Raw genomic sequence first — 18,836 nt, forward strand, 5'->3', positions numbered from 1 at the left:
CACCCGGCGCTGCGCGCCGACCTCTCCCCGCTGGGGAGAGGTGAAGAAATATCAGCAGCAGGGCGGATCGGCGAGGTGGTGCTGCGCGATGGCGCGGTTCAGCGCGTCGAGCGCCGGCGCCAGCTGCCTGTTGGCGGAGAGGCCGGCGCGCATCTGCCCCAGCACTTCGCGGCGTGCCGCGGGAAGGTCGATGCCGGTGACGCAATGGTTTTTGACCACGTTGCGGCCGCCGACAATCAGTTCCGCGATGTGGCGTGCCGTGCCGCGCGAGAACAAGAGATCGACTGGATCGGGCTCGGTCAGCAGCGCGTCATCGTCGAGCGCAGCCCAGTCGAGCAGCAGCATGTCGGCCGCAGCACCGGCGGTGAGGGCGCCGCTGTCGCGGATATTGGTCACCGCAAAGCGGCCATTGGCGACGGCGCCGTCCAGCGCCCGGTGCCGGCTGGCATGTTCGAAGCCGGTGCCGGCATACATCAGGTAAGACAGCCGCAATTCACGCAAGGCATCGTCATCATCATCCAGCGCCTTGCTGTCGATCCCCAGCGCCACGTTGCAGCCGGCCGCCCGCATCTTTTGCGCCGGCGCGATGCCGGAATGCAGATGCAGGTTCGAGCTGGTGTTGACCGAAATGGTGACGCCGCGCTCCGCCAGCAGTTCGAGTTCGTCGGGCCTTGCCCAGACACAATGCGCCAGCGTCAGCCGCGGTGACAGCAGGCCGATCTCGTCGAGCATGGTGACGACCCCGCCGGGATAGTTGGCGTCGGCCCATTGCCGCTGGTACTTGGTTTCCAGGAGATGCATGTGGATGCGCCGCCCGTTGCGCCCGGAGGCTTCCGCGACCGCGCGCAACAGCGCGTCGCTGCACCACTGCACGCCGTTCGGACCATATTGCACGTCGAAGCCGGGACCGGCGGACGCCGCGGCGACGTCATCGACCAGTCTGATATAGTCCTGCGGCGCCAGCGGCGGGCGGATGAAGCGCGCCTCGATCTCTGCTCGCATGGCTGCGGGCAGGGCGGCAAGGATCGGCTCCGACGGGCCGTAGACCAGCGGGTTGCGGTCCTTCATCGACACCGCAAAGCCGGCGCGAATGCCGACATCGCGCGCGGCGCGCGCCACTCCCGCGGCCTCGGTCGGCAGGTCGGTGAAGCCCTGCGCCCGCGTGTAATGGTTCATGATGGTGCCGGCGCCGCCCAGCGCGCCATTGGCGAAACTCATGCAGGCCGCAAGATAGGGATCGACAGCCGGGAACAGCGCCAGATAGTGGATCCAGGATTCCAGCGGCTTGGCATCGGCCCCGATCGAAGAGGTGCGGATGGCGCGGCCGTGGTCATGTGCATTGACCAGCGCCGGCATCGCCAGCAGCTTCTCGACCGTTGCCTGAGCCGAGGGATCGATCGACGCGATCTTGCCCGCCGCGATATGGATCGTCTGCGCGCCGGCCAGCGGCCCGTGGGGGCCGATGACATGCGCGCAGTGGATGGTGCGGGTCGCGTCCATTACGGCGCGATGGTCGGAGGCACGCGGTCGGCCCTGGCCGGCAGGAACGAGCGGTCGAATATCTTGCCGACGTCGGGCTTGTTCGGCAGTTCGAACGAGGTCGCGATGGTTGAGATCGACGAGGTCAGCTTCTTGTCGCTGAGATCGCCGAGGCCGAGCTCACGCACCTCCGGCGTGTCGATCAGGTTCTTGTAGACATAGAGCAGGCGGCGCTTCTCGAGGTCCTTCTTGATCAGCGGCTCGACCTCGGCCAGCACGTCGGTCGCGGCGTCGGGGTTCTGCACGGTCTTCTTCAGCGCGCGGTTGATCGCGCGCAACAGGCCGTTCACCGCCTCGGGATGTTCCTTCGCCAGCTTCTGCGACACCATCACGCCGTTGGAATAGAGATCGAGGCCGAGGTCCGAATAATACAGCCAGCGGAAATCCTTGTCCGGGTCGAGCTTCATCGCCACGAAATTGAGATAGCTGGTCGTCGAGAAAACCGCGGAGGCATCGACCTGGCCCTGTAGCAGGATCTGCTCCTGCAGCGCCGGCGTCACCTGGGTGATGTTGATCTTGCTGTAATCGACGCTGTTGGTCTTGGCGAGCAGCGGCAGCAGCTTGACCGCCGCACCTCCGGCCGGGGTACCAAGCCTGGCGCCTTCGAGGTCCTTCAGCGTCTTGATCGGGCCATCGGCCTTCACCACCAGCGCGAACGGCGCCTTGTTGTTGATCATGTAGACCATCACCGGCGCGTCGGCGGGCTTGGTCGCGGCGTTCTGGATGATGGCGTTGATGTCGCCGAAGCCGTCGTCATAGGCGCCGGACATGATGCGCGTCACGGTGACCGCCGAGCCTTCGCCCTGGTCGATGGTGACGTCGAGGTTCTCCGCGGCGAAATAGCCCTTGGCCTTGGCCCAGTAGTACCAGTCGTGCAGGCCCTGCAGTTTCCAGTCCAGGGTAAATCTGATCGTCACCGGCTCGGCGGCCGAAGCAGCCGCGGCCAGCGGAAGGATCAGACAACTCGCCAGGGCGAAGGACTTCAGAAGTCGGCGCATGCTCGCAGGTCTGCATATGCACGGGCTTGTCGGTCGCCAGCTTGGGTCTTCGCAGTGCGGCGTTCAACCGCCAAGAAGTGCATGCAGCGGTGCCGAAACGGCCTCACCGGTCAGAGCCATTTCGGCACCTCGGTGCGCTCGAAGGACCGCAGTCTGTCGAGCAGGGGCGCAGCGTTCGGATCCACGCAGATCGAATGGCGGTGCGCCGGCGGCAGGAATCTGGTTTCGACCATATGGTCGATGAATGTCAGGAACGGCGCGAAGAAGCCGTCGATATCGAGCAGGCCGACCGGCTTGTCGATCTCGGAGAGCTGGTTCATCGTCCAGACCTCCATCATCTCCTCCATCGTGCCGATGCCGCCCGGCATCGCGATGAAGGCGTCGGCCAGCTCGGTCATCCGCTCCTTGCGGTTGCGTAAGGATACGACCCTCTCGCTGCGCGTCAGGCCGGCGTGGGAATGACCGCGCGCATGCAGCCGCTCGGTGATCACGCCATGCACGCTGCCGCCATGGCTCAGCACGGTATCCGCGACAATGCCCATCAGCCCCTTGGTGGTGCCGCCATAGACCAGCGTGATGTTTTCCCGCGCCAGCGCGGTGCCGAGCTGCCGCGCGCCCTCGGCGTAAGCCTCGGAGCCGCCGAAGTTGGAGCCGCAGAACACGGCGATGGAATTGATCTGGCGGAGGGGCATGGGATTAGTCCTTCGTGATCTGGCGCTGCTGCCAGTGCTCCCCTCCCCCTTGCAGGGAGGGGTCGGGGGTGGGGGTGCCACAAGCAACGCGGCCCGCGGCTACCCCCCTCCCCGACCCTCCCCCGCAAGGGGGAGGGAGCTGATAGCACATGCCCTGATTGCTTAATTCGACAGTGACCGTCCAAAGCTCAGCCAACCCGATCGAGCAATTCCCGCGAAATCATCGCATGGATGCCCTTGCTGCGGTTGACGACCTGCGTCACGCGCAAATCGACAGCAAGGCTGCAAAGTCGGTAGGCGTCGTCCGCGGTAATGCCGGTGCGCGCAACAATCAGCCGGATCATCCGCTGCAAGGCGACCTGCATCGCGATGTCCAGATCCTCGTCGAACGCCATGGTGATCGCATGCGTCGGCGTTTCCGCCCATGGCGCGTCGAGATTGGCATTCTTGACCAGGTCGATCTTGAAGGTGCCGGTCAGCCCGGTCTCGACGGCAGTCAGGCAGACCTCGCCGTCGCCCTGCGCGCCGTGGCCGTCGCCGGCCGAGAACAGTCCGCCTTCGACGGCGACCGGCAGATACAGCACCGCGCCGGCGCCGAGTTCCTTGTTGTCGAGATTGCCGCCGAACGAACTCGGCATCACCGAGCTGACGCGGCCGACCTCTGGCGCGGGCGCCACGCCCATCACGCCGAAGAACGGGGTAGCCTTCAGCACCATGCCCCACGGCGTGGCGATCGTGCCGGCCGCGCGGTCGATGCCGAGATGAATCAGCCGCTCGTAGGGGAAGTCCTCAGGCAGCGCGCCCATGCCGGGCTTGATGATGTTGAAGCCCCAGTCGTCGGCCAGTTGCACATCGACGATCTCGACGCGCAGCGCGTCGCCGGGCATTGCGCCACGGATGGCGACGGGGCCGGTCAGGATATGCGGTCCCAGCTCCGGCTTCACGGCCGCCTGGATGGCGCGCAGTTCGGGGCGCACGTGATACGGGCTGCCGTCGCGTGGCGCTTCGGCGACGCCGCCGCTGACGCTGTTAAGCGTGAAGGTTTCGCCGGGCTCGACGGTGGCGAGGGGCTTCAGGGCTGCGTCGAAGTAGCCCCAGTGGATCGTGTCGGGTGAAGGCTGAATCTGTTTCATGGGATCAGGCTAGCCGCCGGCCGCGAAATTGTCACTGCGCACCGCCCAGCCGGTGACGCGAGATGTTCGTACGCTATCCGCAGCCAGATTGCCGACGCCGAGCGGATGAAATCGCAGGTCGGGGATCTGCGCGGGCTGCGGCGCGGGCCGATCCAGATTGCCTGCAGCCAGGCGCTGGCGTTCGACCTTCTGGCCTCGCAGGTCGCAGCGTTTCAAAGGCAGCATCCGAAGGTGGTGTTCGATTGCAAGGTGGCGATCTCGGCCTTGGCCTGGTCGGCCGCCCGGTCGATAGCCGCGACGTGCCCGCCGCCGATCTCGTGCTGTGCCAGTTGCGCGGCCGTGGCCTGTCGGTGGCGGCGGCGATGTTTGCGGAAACGCTGGGCAAAAGCATGCAGGCGATGAGACCGGCGGGGTAAGGGTTGTGGCTCCTATCAGACGGCCTGCTGCTGGCTCGCCAACAGCGCCACGCAGTCGCGCGCGATCGTCGTCTCTTCGCTGGTCGGGATGATGCGCACCTCGATCTTGCTATTCGAAACGGAAATGACGTCAGCACCGGCATCATTGGCTGCACGATCCATTTCGATCCCGAACCAGCCAAGCCTTGCGCAGATGCGTTCGCGGATTTCCCGGCTGTGCTCGCCGATGCCGCCGGTGAATACCAGACACTCTAGCCCGCCGAGGCTGACGGCCATCGCCGCGATTTCCTTGGCGGCGCGCTCGACGAACAGATCGACCGCCTCGATCGCATGCGGCTCGGGGCTCGCGACCAGCACGCGCATGTCGGCGGACAGGCCGGACACGCCGAGCAGGCCGGACTCGTTGTACAGCATCCGCTCCAATTCGGCCGCCGACATGCCCTGCTGGCGTTGCAGATACAAAAGCACGCCGGGATCGATCGCGCCGCCGCGCGTGCCCATCACCAGCCCGTCGAGTGCGGTGAGGCCCATCGTGGTATCGATACTGCGGCCATCCCGCATCGCGCACAGGCTGGAGCCACTGCCGAGATGCGCGACCACGGTGCGCTTGGCCGCTAGCTTCGGCGAAATCTCGGCGAGGCGATGGGCGATGAACTGATAGGACAGGCCGTGGAAGCCGTAGCGGCGGATTCCCATCGCGTCGTATTTGCGGGGAATTGCGAAGCGGCGCACCAGCGGGCCGAGGTCGTGGTGAAACGCGGTGTCGAAACAGGCGATCTGCGGCAGCTCCGGTCGCAGCGCCAGCAGCGGCTTGATCGGTTGCAAGCTGCGCGGCTGGTGCAGCGGCGCCAGCGGGGTCAGGGCATGTAGCGCCGACAGCACATCTTCATCGATCAGCACCGGCGCAACGAAGTGCGGCCCGCCATGCACGACGCGATGGCCGATCGCGATCAACTCGTCGCAAGCCAGATAGCCGTCGACCCAGCGCAAGATGTCGTCGAGCAGCCCGGTCTCGTCTCCGCGGTCGGGCTGTTGCTTGTCGAACAGCACCTCGCCGTCGCTGGCCTTGATGGTCAGTTGCGGCGTGGCGTCGTGTTCGTCGAGCAGGCCTTTGCACAATAGTCGCGGACCGTCCGGTGCGATCTCGAACAGCCCGAACTTGATGGTGCTCGAACCGGCGTTCAGGACCAGGATGGCATCGGACATGCCGCGTCAGTCTCCGGCTTCGGCGGCCGTGCCGTAGGGCCAGCCCCAGTCACGGATCTCCGGCATGTCCTCGCCGTGGGCGCGGACATAGCGGGTGTGCTGGATCAGCTTGTCGCGGAATTGCTGCTTGACCGCGGCGGAAGTAACGCCGAGGCCGGGCACGCGTTCGAGGACGTCGATGGCGAGGTGATAGCGATCGAGCCGGTTCAGCACCACCATGTCGAACGGCGTCGTCGTGGTGCCCTCCTCCTCGAAGCCGTGCACATGCATGCACGCATGGTTGTTGCGGCTGTAGGTCAGCCGGTGGATCAGATGCGGGTAGCCGTGGAACGCGAAGATCACAGGCTTGTCGCGGGTGAACATGTCGTCGAACTCGCGGTCGCCGAGGCCATGCGGATGTTCGGTGTCCGGCTGTAGCGTCATCAGGTCGACGACGTTGATGACGCGGATGTTCAGGTCCGGGATCACCTGCCGCAGCAGGTCCACGGCGGCCAGCGTTTCCAGCGTCGGCACGTCGCCGCAGCACGCCATCACCACGTCGGGCTCATTGGCGGCGCGTTCGGTGCCCGCCCACGGCCAGATGCCGATGCCGGCGTCGCAATGGATCGCGGCCTGGTCCATCGTCAGCCATTGCGGGGAGGGCTGCTTGCCGGCGACGATGACGTTGATGCGGTCATAGGTGCGCAGCACGTGGTCGGTGATCCACAGCAGCGTGTTGGCGTCCGGCGGGAAATAGACGCGAACGATATCGGCTTTCTTGTTGGCGACCAGATCGACGAAGCCGGGGTCCTGATGGCTGAAGCCATTATGGTCCTGCCGCCAGACATGCGAGGTCAGGAGATAGTTGAACGAGGCGATCGGCCGCCGCCACGCCAGGCCGCGCGACACTTTCAGCCATTTGGCGTGCTGGTTGAACATCGAATCGACGATGTGGACGAAGGCCTCATAGCACGAGAACAGGCCGTGGCGGCCGGTCAGCAGATAGCCCTCCAGCCAGCCCTGGCACAGATGCTCGCTGAGCACTTCCATCACCCGGCCATCCTGCGCCAGATGCACGTCATAGGGCTCGATGCCCTCCATCCATTGTCGTTCGGTCGCCTCGAACACGGCGTCGAGCCGGTTCGATGCGGTCTCGTCGGGGCCCATGATGCGGAAGTTGCGCCGTTCGGCGTTCAGGACGATGACGTCGCGCAGGAACTTGCCCATCTCGCGGGTGGCTTCGCCGAGCACGCCTCCGGGCGTCGGCACGTCGATGGCGTAGGTGCGATAATCCGGCAGGATCAGTTCACGCTTCAGCGCGCCGCCATTGGCATGCGGGTTGGCACCCATCCGGCGGACGCCCTCCGGCGCCAGCGCCTGCAGTTCCGGGACGAGCCGGCCGGCCTCGTCGAACAGGTCTTCGGGGTGGTAGCTGCGCATCCATTCTTCCAGCAGCCGAAGATGTTCGGGATTGCCGCGCGGATTGCCGATCGGCACCTGGTGGGCGCGCCAGAATCCTTCGACCTTGAGACCGTCGACTTCCTTCGGTCCGGTCCAGCCTTTCGGGCTGCGCAACACAATCATCGGCCACTTCGGCCGCGCGGTGTTGCCGCCGTCGCGGGCGGCCTTGTGGATGTCGCGGATGAGCGCGAAGGCGATGTCCAGCGTCGCGGCCATCAATTGATGCATGATGGCCGGATCGCTGCCCTCGACGAACAGCGGCTCGTGACCGTAGCCCTCGAACAGTTTGCGCAATTCGTCGTCGGACATCCGCGCCAGCACGGTCGGATTGGCGATCTTGTAGCCGTTGAGATGCAGGATCGGCAGCACCGCGCCGTCGTGCACGGGATTGAGGAACTTGTTGGAATGCCACGACGCGGCCAGCGCGCCGGTCTCGGCCTCGCCGTCGCCGATCACGCAGGCGACGATCAGGTCGGGATTATCGAACGCCGCGCCATAGGCATGGACCAGCGCATAGCCGAGCTCGCCGCCCTCGCTGATCGAGCCCGGCGTCTCCGGCGCGGCGTGGCTGGGAATGCCACCGGGAAACGAGAACTGCCGGCACAGCTTCTGGATGCCCGCGGCGTCGCGGCTGATGTCGGGATAGATCTCGCTGTAGCTGCCCTCGAGATAGGTGTTCGCCACCATACCCGGCCCGCCATGCCCGGGTCCGCACACATAAAGGATGCTGAGATCGTCGGCCCGAATCGCGCGGTTCAGATGCGCGTAGATGAAATTAAGTCCGGGCGTGGTGCCCCAGTGGCCGAGCAGCCGCGGCTTGACATGGTCGCGTGTCAGCGGCTGGCGCAGCAAGGCGTTGTCGAGCAGATAGATTTGTCCGACCGACAGATAATTGGCGGCGCGCCAGTAGCGATCGATCAGGTCGAGTTCCGGATTGCTCAGGGTGGCAAAAGGAGGAGAAGCATCGAGCATGGGGGGCCTTTCACGTCGGACAAACACGCGCACCGTTGCTCTATGATACGCCATAGCGGCATACGTTCCGTGATGGCGGTGACGCTGATATGACGGTGCCCGACGCCTCAGCGTTGCATGCCACTGAGTCGCGCAATTGAGGCAGATCAATAGACGCCGCCGGGTCATATTGCGCATGGAGCAGCACTGTGCGCGAATGCCGCGCGCAGTGCTTCGAGGCCAAACTTCGCATGATTGAGGCTTGAAGGATGTCGACCTATCATCTGACCAATCTGCTGGCGCCGCATTCGGTTGCGCTGGTCGGCGGCAGTCCGCGGCCGGGATCGGTCGGGCAGGTGGTGCTTCGGAATATCCTGGAGGCGAAATTCGCCGGCAAATTGGGCGTCGTCAATCCGCACCACCGCGAAATCGCCGGCGTTGCCACCGTCCGCAGCCTAGCGGATCTGCCATTTGTGCCAGAGCTGCTGGTCATCACCGCGCCGGTGGCCGCGATTCCCGGAATTATCGAGGAGGCCGGCCAGCTCGGGGTGGCCGGTGCGCTGATGATCTCGGCGGGCCTGGGCGCGGGCGATGGCGCGCTGGCGGAGAAAGTCGAAGCCGTGGCGCGCCGCTATGGTATGCGGCTGATCGGGCCGCAAAGCATCGGCGTCATGATGCCAAACGCCAAGCTCAACGCCAGTTTCGCCGCCCATATGCCGCGCCCGGGAAATCTGGCGCTGATCTCGCAATCGGGCGCGATCGCCGCCGGCATGGTCGGCTGGGCGGCGCAGCGCTCGGTCGGCTTTTCCGGCATCGTGTCGATCGGCGACCAGCTCGACGTCGACATCGCCGACCTGCTCGATTACTTCGCGCTCGACGGCAAGACCCGCGCCATCCTGCTCTACATCGAATCCATCCAGGATGCCCGCAAGTTCATGTCGGCGGCGCGGGGTGCTGCACGCATCAAGCCGGTGATGGTCGTCAAGTCGGGGCGGCTGCTGTCGGGCGTGGTGGATGCGGCCACCCATACCGGCGCGCTGGCAGGCTCCGACGCGGTCTATGACGCGGCCTTTCGTCGCGCCGGCGTGTTGCGGGTGTCGGACCTGCGCGAATTGTTCGACTGCGCCGAGACGCTCGGCCGCATCAGCTCGCCCGCCGGCAAGCGCCTCGCGGTGCTGACCAATGGCGACGGCATCGGCATCCTGGCGATCGACCGGCTCAACCAGCTCGGCGGCACGCCTGCCGTGATATCGCCGGAGGCCCACGCCAAGCTCGATGCGGTGCTGCCGCATAGCTGGTCTGGCGCCGGGCCCGTCAACATCGTCGGCGACGCCAATGCCGAGCGCTATGTCGCGGCATTGGAAATCCTGCTCGCCGATCCCGGCAACGACGCCATTTTGGTGATGAATGTGGAGACCGCCATCGCCTCGGCCGAGGACATTGCGGGCGCCGTCACACGGGTGGTCAAGACCTATGTCGATGCCCATCGCGGTTTTGCCAAGCCGGTGCTCGCGGTGTGGGTCGGCGCCGCGCCGAAAATTCTGGCGATGCTGAGCGCTTCCGGCATTCCAAACTATCCGACCGGCGGCGACGCCGTGCGCGGCTTCATGCATCTGGTGCAGCACCGCGAACTGGTCGATGCGCTGGCGCAGGTGCCGCCGGCGATGCCGGAATCCTTCGTGCCCGATATCGACGCGGCGCGCGCGATCGTGGCCGGCGCGCTTCGCGACGACCGGCGCTGGCTCGATCCGGTCGAAGTGCGCGAATTGCTGCAGGCCTACGAGATTCCGATGATCGCGACCTTCATCGCCGGGGATGTCGAGGAAGCGGTACGCCATGCCGCGACGATCCTGGCCGATGGCGCGACCGTGGTGCTGAAGATCATGTCACGCGACATCGTGCATAAATCCGATGTCGGCGGCGTGGTGCTCAATCTGACCACCGTCGAGGCGGTGCGTCTGGCGGCGACTGACATTCTCGCCCGCGCCCGCGAACTGAATCCGGGGGCGCGGATCTCCGGCGTCATCGTGCAGCCGATGATGGTGCGGCCCAAGGCCCGCGAACTGATTCTCGGCTTCACCGACGATCCGATCTTCGGCACCGTGGTGGTGTTCGGCCGTGGCGGCACCGCGGTCGAGATCATCAACGACAAGGCGCTGGCGCTGCCGCCGCTCGACCTGCCGCTGGCGCGCGATCTGGTCGGCCGCACGCGGGTGTCGCGGCTGCTCAACGGCTATCGCGACGTGCCGCCCGTGCAGCCCGATGCGGTGCCGCTGGCGCTGGTGCGGCTGGCGCAGATGGCCGCCGACCTGCCGGAGATCCGCGAACTCGATATCAACCCGCTGCTGGTCGATGAGCATGGTGTGCTGGCGCTCGATGCCCGCGTGGTGATCGGCGCGGTACCGCGAAAATTCAGCGGCAAGGGCCCGGCCAATTTCGCGGTGCGGCCCTATCCCTCGCAATGGCAGCGTACCATCGAACTGAAAGATGGCTGGCGCATCTTCATTCGCCCGATCCGGCCCGAAGACGAGCCCGGCATCCACGAATTTCTGGCGCATGTCACCGACGAGGACCGCCGGCTGCGCTTCTTTGCGCCGATGAAACATTTCACCCATGAATTCATCGCGCGGCTGACGCAGCTCGATTACGCCCGCGCGATGGCCTTCGTCGCCTTCGATGCGGTCACCCATGAATTGGTCGGCGTGGTGCGGCTTCATTCCGACTCGCTCTATGCCAATGGCGAATATGCGGTGCTGCTGCGCTCGGACCTCAAGGGCCGCGGGCTCGGCTGGTCGCTGATGCAGATGATCATCGAATATGCGCGGTCGGAGGGGCTGACCCACGTCTCCGGCGAAGTGCTGCGGGAAAACACCACCATGCTGGCGATGTGCCGCGGCCTCGGCTTCGACGTGAAATCCAATCCGAACGAGCGCGATGTCTGCAACGTGACCCTGAAGCTCGATTCCGCGCCGGTGATGGAGTAATCGCCGGGAACCGGTCCGCCCAGCTTTCATGGTATCGTGAAATAAAACCGTTGGAAGACGCGGTCGCGACATATAAAGACGGCGGCAACGCATTTTCGATCGGGAAATTACCATGAATACGCGAATTCTAGCCACTTTGGCCGTGTCGGCGCTCGGCCTTGCTTCTGCGTGGATCGCTCCGGCGCGTGCCCAGGACGTCACGATCGGCGCCATCGAGATCCTGACCGGCCCGAACAGCCGCTATGGCTTCGCCATCCGCAACGGCCTCGATCTGGCGCTGGAAGAGGTCAACAAGACCGGCGTGCTCGGCGGCCGCAAGCTGGCGATCCAGTATGAAGACAGCGCCGGCAACAAGGACCAGGCGGTCAATGGCGCGCGCAAGCTGATCGGCATCACCAAGGTGCCGCTGATCATCGGCCCGACGCTGTCGAACGAGATGTTCGCCGCCGGTCCGGTCGCCAATGCGCAGAAGGTGCCGATTGTGGGCACCTCGACCACCGCCGCAGGCATCACCGCGATCGGGCCTTATGTGTATCGCACATCGCTGCCGGAAAGCGACGTGATCCCCGTCACGCTGAAGCGCGCGCAGGAAAAGTTCGGCATCAAGAAGGTTGCCGTGATGTATGCGAACGACGATGCGTTCAGCAAATCCGGCTACGATGTGTTCAAGGCCTCGCTGGACAAGATGGGCATCCAGATCCTGACCACCGAGACCTTCGGCTCCAAGGACAGCGATTTCTCGGCGCAGCTCACCAAGATCAAGAGCCTGAATCCTGACGCGATCGTGGTGTCGGCGCTGGTCGAGCCGGCCTCGGGCATCCTGCTCGGCGCCCGCGCCGTCGGCATCGATCCGAAGGTGCGCTTCATCGGCGGCAACGGCTTCAATTCGCCGAAGCTCGGCGACATCGCCGGCGAAGCCGCCGACGGCACGCTGGTTGGCAGCCCGTGGTTCATCGCCAAGGACGATGCGGCCAACACCAAGTTTGTCGCCGCCTATCGCGCCAAGTACAAGGACGATCCGGACCAGTTCGCCGCGCAAGCCTATGACACGCTGCACATCGTCGCCAACGCGATCAATACGGCGGGCGCGCCGGAGAGCGAGAAGATCAAGGCGGCGCTGCAGGCCACCAAGTATTCGGGCGTGATGGGTCCGTTCTCCTTCACCGACCAGCGCGATCCCGCGGACGCGTCCGGCGTCGTGGTGATCGAGATGAAGGCCGGCAAGTTCCAGATCCTCAAGTAACGGACGATTGAGACCGCGGCCGGTGCGCAAGCGCCGGCCGTCGTTTTGGCGGGCACTGATATGTTAGCGCAAATTCTCCAGCAGCTTCCCCAGCAGCTCGTCAACGGGCTGGTGCTGGGCTCGACCTACGCGCTGTTCGCGCTGGGCTTCACGCTGATGTTCGGCGTGCTATGGGTCATCAACCTCACTTATGGTTTCTATTTCACCACGGGCGCGTTTCTGGCGCTGTACGGCACCAAGATGCTGGCGATGCCGATCTGGCTGGCGCTGCCCGCCGCGGCGGTGGTCACCGGCCTGCTCGCGATCGCGCTCGATACCATCCTGCTGACGCCGCTGCGTCGCAAGAAGGCGCCGGAGCTGTCGTCGCTGATGGTCACGCTCGGCGGCACGTTGTTGCTGTATTCGTCGATGACCGGCATTTTCGGCACCGAGATCCGCCGCCTGCCGCCGGCCATCATCAGCCACGCCGCGATCACCTTCGGCAGCGTCCGCATCAACCTGTCGCAGATCCTGATCGTCGTCACCACCGTGCTGATCGTCGGCGGTTTGCTCGCCGTGGTGCGCTTCACCCGCTTCGGCCTGTCGATGCGCTCGATGGCCGAGAACGGCGAAGCGGCCGAGCTGATGGGCGTCAATACGGATGCCGTGGTGCGGCTGGTGTCCTTCATCTCCGGCGCGCTCGGCGCCACCGCCGGCGTGTTGATCGGGCTGAACTTCAATGCCATCCAGCCCTATATGGGCGAGGCGATGATGCTGAAGGGCTTCGCGGTCATCATCATCGGCGGGCTCGGCGACATCAAGGGCGCGCTGATCGCGGGCGTGGTGATCGGCGTGCTCGAGGCGCTGACCGCCGGCTTCATCTCTTCCGAACTCAAGGACGCGGTCGCTTTCATCCTGTTGATCGCCACGCTCTGGTTCCGTCCGGTCGGCCTGTTCGGCCGTGCGCCGGTCAAGCGCGCCTGACGGAAAATCCCATGTCCGCATTTCTCGACAATTTCATGTTTTCCTACCAGGCGGTGATCTTCGCCGTCGGCATCAATGGCCTCTTGGCGCTGTCGATGTATGCCGTGCTCGCGGTCGGCCAGCTCTCGCTAGGTCAGGCCGCCTTCATGGGCATCGGCGCCTACGTCTCTGCACTCTTGACGATCAATCTCGACTGGCCGTTTCCCGCCGTTCTGCTGGCGGCGATGCTGGTGCCGGCGCTGCTCGCGCTGCTGATCGGGGGGCCGACGCTGCGCCTGACCGGCGTCTACCTGGCGCTGGCCACCATCGCCATCGTCGAGATCCTGCGCATCTTTCTCAATGCGTCGAGCTACACCGGCGGTGCACTCGGCCTGTCCGGCATTCCCAACAAGACCACCGTCGCGCTGATCTATGGCTCGCTGGCGGTGGTGCTGGCCGGCTTCGTGCTGGTGGCGCGCTCCAGGCTTGGCCGCGCGATGGAAGCGGTCCGCGAGGACGAGATCGCCGCCGGCGTGATGGGCGTCAACCTGCCGGCGATCAAGCTCGGCGCGCTGATCGTCTCGGCGATGATCGCCGGCCTTGCCGGCGCGCTCAATGCCCACGCCAACAGCTTCATCGGCCCGAACGACTACAGTTTCGAGCACGCTGTCACGATCATTTCCTTCGCGCTGCTCGGTGGCATCGGGTCGCCGTTCGGCCCGGTGCTGGGGGCGGCGATCCTGACGCTGCTGCCGGAATTCCTGACCTCGCTGCAGGATTTCAAGCTGGTGGTGAACGGCTTCATCATCGTGGTTGCGGTGCTGTACATGCCGCGCGGGTTGCTGACCTGGCGCATCGGGCGGGTGGGGCGATGAGCAAGATTCTCGAGATCAATGAGCTCACCGTCAATTTCCGCGGCCTGGTGGCGGTCGATCATGTCAGCTTCACGGTCGATGCCGGCACCGTGCACGGGCTGATCGGCCCGAACGGCGCCGGCAAGACCACCTGCTTCAATTTGATCTCCGGCCTGATCCCGCAGACGTCGGGCCAAGCCTCGCTGGCCGGCCTGCCGCTGGAAGGCTCGTCCTGGCAGCGCACCCGCGCCGGCCTGTCGCGCACCTTCCAGAACATCCGCATGTTCCAGGACATGACGGTGCGCGAAAACGTCATGACGGGGATGCACGCACGGCTGCATGCCACGCTACCGGAAATCCTGTCACGCCTCGGCCGCTTCGGCGGCGAGGAACGCGCCGCGGTCGCGCGCGCTGACGAGTTGCTCGACTTCGTCGGCCTCACCGCTTTGGCGGATCGCCGTGCCGGCGACCTGTCTTACGGCGACCAGCGCCGGCTCGAGATCGCCCGCGCGGTGGCCTCCGACCCGAAGCTCTTGATGCTGGATGAGCCCGCCGCCGGCATGAACCCGACCGAGACCCGGCAACTGGTCGAGCTCTTGCTGCGGCTGAAGCAGAACGGGCTGACGCTGCTGCTGGTCGAGCACGACATGCATTTTGTGATGAGCCTGTGCGACCGCATCACGGTGCTCAATTTCGGCCGCAAGATCGCCGAAGGCAGCCCGCGCGAGGTGCGCGAGAATCCGGCGGTCATCGAAGCCTATCTCGGCCACAAGGTCGCCGAGCGCCTGAAGGGAGGCGCGGCATGAGCGTGCTCGAAGTTCGCGGCCTGCGGCTCGGCTATCACCGCAGCGACGCCGTGCATGGTATCGATCTCGATGTCTCCGAGGGCGCGGTGGTGTCGCTGATCGGCGCCAATGGCGCCGGCAAGACCACGACGCTGCGCGGCCTCAGCGGCTTGTTGAAGCCGCGTAGCGGCTCGGTCAGGTTCGACGGCCAGGAGATGGTCGGGCAGGCCGCCTACAAGACCACCCGCGCCGGCATCGTCCAGGTGCCGGAGGGCCGCCAGATCTTCGCCAACATGACGGTCGAGGAAAATTTGCGGATGGGCGCCTATCTGGTGGCTGACGCCGCCGAGATCGCGCGCCGCCGCGCCGGCGTGCTGGGCCGCTTCCCGCGGCTCGGCGAACGGCTGGCACAGCTAGCGGGGCTATTGTCCGGCGGCGAGCAGCAGATGCTGGCGATCGGCCGCGCGCTGATGTCGGAGCCGCGGCTGCTGTTGATGGACGAACCCTCGATGGGGCTGGCGCCGCTGTTCATCGAGGAGATCTTTGCGATCATCCAGAAGCTGAAGACCGAGGGCCGTACCATCCTCTTGGTCGAGCAGAACGCGCAGGCCGCGCTCGAAGTGTCGGACTATGCCTATGTGCTGGAGAGCGGCCGCATCAAGCTGCACGGCCCGGCCGGGGACGTCGCCAACAATCCCGAAGTGATCTCGGCCTATCTCGGTTCGGGCTGATTGCCCGAATTTCGCGTCCACGCCGCGCTCGCCTCTCCTCGGTGGCGAGAGGCGAGCGCGGCGCAAAATCGGACATTTTCAGTGACCTGCCGCGCAATACCCTTTAGGTATGATCCGGCAGGAGTCATTATCTTGTTCGACGGATTTTACAAAAGTGAATTTTCCATCAATGACGCGGTCGGCCGCAGTGTGACGCATGTCCGCGGCGGCAAGCTGCTGGGCGGCAATTCGGCGTTTTCCCACACCGGCAGCTATGTTGAGGACGACGGCGAGATCATTCTGGAAGTTACCAGCCGCCTCCACACCTCGGATCCCAAATATCCGTCGCTGCTCGGCTCCGACGTGTCGATGATCCATGTCCGCGGTCGCGCGGACGGCCGCAATTATCGCTTCGAGGGCACCTCGCCGCAGGTGCCCGGCGCGATGTTTCGCTCATTGATGACGCCGCTTGGCGACGACGACATGCCGCCGGCCGGCAAGGTCGGCGACGGCGGCATCGGCGACGGGTTGTACGCCGTGCAGTTCCGGATGCTGGACGGGCTCAAGGACGGCCTCAATGGCGTCATGCTGCTGAAGGACGGCCGCATTCTCGGCGGCGATGCGTTCTTCTACTATGTCGGCGCCTATGCCTCTGCCGACGGCCGCTGGAAAGGCGAGATCATCAACCAGGAGCACACCCCGGCCAGCAGCGAGCATCTGCTGTTCAGTGGCCATGAGGTCGGTATCGGCTTCGCCGGTACCTGCAACGTCGAGGGCGCGGAGCTGGAGGGGACCGCGCTCGCCGGCAAGCGCAGCCTGCGTCTGCGGGCCAGCCTGAAGCTGGTCTGCAAGGCCTGACGATCACCTCGTTGGCCATCAAGCCAGAGCCCGACAGAATTTGACTAATTTATAAGCAAAAACCGCGTTCTGTATGTAATGGCGATCGTCGGTATCCGGTCTCCGCTTCGGGTCTCTTATTTCATTATCGAAATCCGTACGATCCAGATGGCACAAACCTTGCGAGGTCCTATCCAGAATATTCCCTGGATGCTGGAGCCTCTTATGAAGCGTCGCGACTTTCTCAAAACCGTCACCGGCGTAGCCGCCGGCGCCATGGTGCCGGCATCGGCGTTCTGGTCCACCGCTAACGCCGACGCGCGTTCCGCGACCCTTCTAATCGTCTCCGAGAGTGGTCCGAACAACATCGATATCATGGGCGTAGGCACCAACGTGCCGGGCTACGAGGTGTCGTGGAATTGCTACGATCGCCTGATCACCCACGAGATGAAGGAAGGCCCCGGCGGCGTGCAGTATTACGACCGCGACAAGTTCAAGGGCGAGCTCGCCGAGAGCTTCACCATCGACGACAAGTCCGCAACCTTCAAGCTGCGCAAGAACGCCAAATTCCACGACGGTACGCCGATCACCGCCAAGGACGTCAAGTGGTCGCTCGATCGTTCGGTTTCGGTCGGCGGCTTCCCGACTTTCCAGATGAGCGCGGGCTCGCTGAAGAAGCCGGAGCAGTTCGTCATCGTCGATGACTACACCGTGCGCGTCGACTTCATCACTAAGGACCGGCTGACGATTCCCGATCTCGCGGTGATCGTGCCCTGCATCATGAATTCGGAGCTGATCAAGAAGAACGCGACCGAGAAGGATCCGTGGGGGCTCGAATACACCAAGCAGAACATCGCCGGCGGCGGTGCCTACAAGGTCACCAAATGGACCGCCGGCACCGAAGTAATCATGGAGCGCAACGACCACTGGGTGTGCGGCCCGCTGCCGAAGATCAAGCGCGTGATCTGGCGCATGGTGCCGCAGGCCGGCAATCGCCGCGCGCTGCTGGAGCGCGGCGATGCCGACATGTCGTATGAGTTGCCGTACAAGGATTTCCAGGAGATCAAGGCCAACGGCAAGCTGAAGGTGGTGTCGCTGCCGTTCTCCAACGGTATCCAGTATATCGGCATGAACGTCACCAAGCCGCCGTTCGACAATCCGAAGGTGCGCCAGGCGCTGGCCTATGCGATCCCGTACCAGAAGATTGTCGATGCCGTGTTGTTCGGCCTCGGCAATCCGATGTACGGCGCGTCGGCCGATCGTCCGACCGAGGTGGCGTGGCCGCAGCCGACCAAGTTCAATACCGACATCGCCAAGGCCAAGGCGCTGCTCGCCGAGGCCGGCTATCCCAATGGGTTCGAGACCACGCTGTCGTTCCGCGCCGTCGACGGCATCAGCTTCACCGTCGGGCATGGCGAGAGCGTCGGGCTGGTCGGCGAGTCCGGCTGCGGCAAGTCGACGACGTCGATGATGGTGATGCGGCTGATCGACAAGACCTCCGGTAACATCGTCTTTGATGGCGATGACATCGGCGCCATGGCGCCGAACGCCTTTGCCCGGCTGCCGCTGCGAAAAAGCATCCAGATGGTGTTTCAGGATCCGACCGACAGCCTCAACCCGCGCTTCACCGCGGCGCGCGCCATCGCCGATCCGCTGATGCAGCTCGGCGATATCAGGGGCGGAGACGCGCTGCGTGCAAAATGCGAGGATCTGGCGCGGCAGGTCGGGCTGCCGCTCGATCTGCTCGACCGGTTCCCGCACCAGATGTCCGGCGGCCAGAAGGCCCGGGTCGGCATTGCACGCGCCATTGCGCTGCAACCGAAGCTGATCATCCTCGATGAGCCGACTGCCGCGCTCGACGTCTCGGTGCAGGCGGTGGTGCTGAACCTGTTGCAGGACCTCAAGCAATCGATGGGGATGAGCTATCTTTTCGTGTCGCATGATTTGAATGTGGTGCGGCTGTTGTGCGATCGTGTCATCGTGATGCGATCCGGGCGAATCGTGGAGCAGGGGCCAACGGAGGCCGTGCTCGACGCGCCGCAGGACGACTACACCCGCGAACTGCTGTCGGCGATCCCGCATCCGCCGCTGCCGGTTCACTAGACT

16 protein-coding genes are annotated in these 18,836 nt (G+C 64.9%); 9 read left to right on the forward strand and 7 right to left on the reverse strand.

The window, feature by feature from the left end; translation table 11 throughout:
• Positions 1–51: 51 nt before the first annotated feature.
• The 5 genes from FNL56_RS08420 to FNL56_RS08440 all read right to left on the reverse strand — a co-directional run bounded on the left by FNL56_RS08420 (position 52) and on the right by FNL56_RS08440 (position 4,578).
• Positions 52–1,500, reverse strand: a complete 1,449-nt coding sequence (locus FNL56_RS08420) for an amidohydrolase family protein (protein ID WP_143572375.1) — start codon at positions 1,498–1,500, stop codon at positions 52–54.
• Positions 1,500–2,537 carry an ABC transporter substrate-binding protein gene (locus FNL56_RS08425; protein ID WP_143572376.1) on the reverse strand — a complete coding sequence of 346 codons (1,038 nt, stop codon included), beginning with the start codon at positions 2,535–2,537 and terminating at the stop codon, positions 1,500–1,502. The genes FNL56_RS08420 and FNL56_RS08425 overlap by 1 nt, the downstream gene beginning before the upstream one ends.
• Before the next feature lie 110 nt (positions 2,538–2,647).
• A complete protein-coding gene (locus FNL56_RS08430) occupies positions 2,648–3,229 on the reverse strand; it encodes a TIGR00730 family Rossman fold protein (RefSeq protein ID WP_143572377.1) in 582 nt (193 codons plus the stop codon).
• Between the two features lie 188 nt (positions 3,230–3,417).
• Positions 3,418–4,362 (reverse strand): acetamidase/formamidase family protein, encoded by a 945-nt coding sequence (locus tag FNL56_RS08435; protein ID WP_143572378.1) that lies wholly within the window; start codon positions 4,360–4,362, stop codon positions 3,418–3,420.
• A gap of 9 nt (positions 4,363–4,371) precedes the next feature.
• Positions 4,372–4,578 (reverse strand): hypothetical protein, encoded by a 207-nt coding sequence (locus FNL56_RS08440; RefSeq protein WP_143577695.1) that lies wholly within the window; start codon positions 4,576–4,578, stop codon positions 4,372–4,374.
• A gap of 26 nt (positions 4,579–4,604) precedes the next feature.
• Between FNL56_RS08440 and FNL56_RS27635 the strand changes: the two genes are divergently transcribed.
• Positions 4,605–4,778, forward strand: a complete 174-nt coding sequence (locus FNL56_RS27635) for a hypothetical protein (protein WP_168202883.1) — start codon at positions 4,605–4,607, stop codon at positions 4,776–4,778.
• 15 nt (positions 4,779–4,793) lie between these two features.
• Here FNL56_RS27635 and FNL56_RS08445 read toward each other — a convergent pair whose 3' ends face one another.
• Positions 4,794–5,984 (reverse strand): acetate/propionate family kinase, encoded by a 1,191-nt coding sequence (locus FNL56_RS08445; protein ID WP_143581929.1) that lies wholly within the window; start codon positions 5,982–5,984, stop codon positions 4,794–4,796.
• 6 nt (positions 5,985–5,990) lie between these two features.
• Positions 5,991–8,396, reverse strand: a complete 2,406-nt coding sequence (locus FNL56_RS08450) for a phosphoketolase family protein (protein WP_143572381.1) — start codon at positions 8,394–8,396, stop codon at positions 5,991–5,993.
• 248 nt (positions 8,397–8,644) lie between these two features.
• Between FNL56_RS08450 and FNL56_RS08455 the strand changes: the two genes are divergently transcribed.
• From FNL56_RS08455 to FNL56_RS28315, 8 genes are all read left to right on the forward strand, one after another.
• Positions 8,645–11,359 carry a bifunctional acetate--CoA ligase family protein/GNAT family N-acetyltransferase gene (locus FNL56_RS08455; RefSeq protein WP_143572382.1) on the forward strand — a complete coding sequence of 905 codons (2,715 nt, stop codon included), beginning with the start codon at positions 8,645–8,647 and terminating at the stop codon, positions 11,357–11,359.
• A 112-nt stretch (positions 11,360–11,471) separates the two neighbouring features.
• Positions 11,472–12,602, forward strand: coding sequence for an ABC transporter substrate-binding protein (locus FNL56_RS08460; RefSeq protein ID WP_143572383.1), 1,131 nt, complete (start codon positions 11,472–11,474; stop codon positions 12,600–12,602).
• Positions 12,603–12,662: 60 nt separating this feature from the next.
• A complete protein-coding gene (locus tag FNL56_RS08465) occupies positions 12,663–13,565 on the forward strand; it encodes a branched-chain amino acid ABC transporter permease (RefSeq protein ID WP_143581930.1) in 903 nt (300 codons plus the stop codon).
• An 11-nt stretch (positions 13,566–13,576) separates the two neighbouring features.
• Positions 13,577–14,419: a branched-chain amino acid ABC transporter permease gene (locus tag FNL56_RS08470; RefSeq protein WP_143572385.1), complete on the forward strand. Its 843-nt coding sequence runs from the start codon at positions 13,577–13,579 to the stop codon at positions 14,417–14,419.
• The gene (locus FNL56_RS08475; RefSeq protein WP_143572386.1) at positions 14,416–15,204 is read left to right on the forward strand and encodes an ABC transporter ATP-binding protein; all 789 of its coding nucleotides are present in this window, start codon (positions 14,416–14,418) and stop codon (positions 15,202–15,204) included. Before FNL56_RS08470 ends, FNL56_RS08475 begins: the two co-directional genes overlap by 4 nt.
• Entirely contained in the window at positions 15,201–15,914 is a 714-nt protein-coding gene (locus FNL56_RS08480; RefSeq protein ID WP_143577697.1) for an ABC transporter ATP-binding protein, read from the forward strand. Before FNL56_RS08475 ends, FNL56_RS08480 begins: the two co-directional genes overlap by 4 nt.
• Positions 15,915–16,046: 132 nt before the next feature.
• Complete coding sequence (locus FNL56_RS08485; protein ID WP_143572388.1) at positions 16,047–16,751, forward strand: GrlR family regulatory protein; 705 nt, start codon at positions 16,047–16,049, stop codon at positions 16,749–16,751.
• A 204-nt stretch (positions 16,752–16,955) separates the two neighbouring features.
• The gene (locus FNL56_RS28315) at positions 16,956–18,833 is read left to right on the forward strand and encodes an ABC transporter substrate-binding protein (protein ID WP_143572389.1); all 1,878 of its coding nucleotides are present in this window, start codon (positions 16,956–16,958) and stop codon (positions 18,831–18,833) included.
• Positions 18,834–18,836: the final 3 nt, after the last annotated feature.

Origin of the sequence: Tardiphaga sp. vice304, from assembly GCF_007018905.1 — a bacterium.
Classification (GTDB): Bacteria; Pseudomonadota; Alphaproteobacteria; order Rhizobiales; family Xanthobacteraceae; genus Tardiphaga.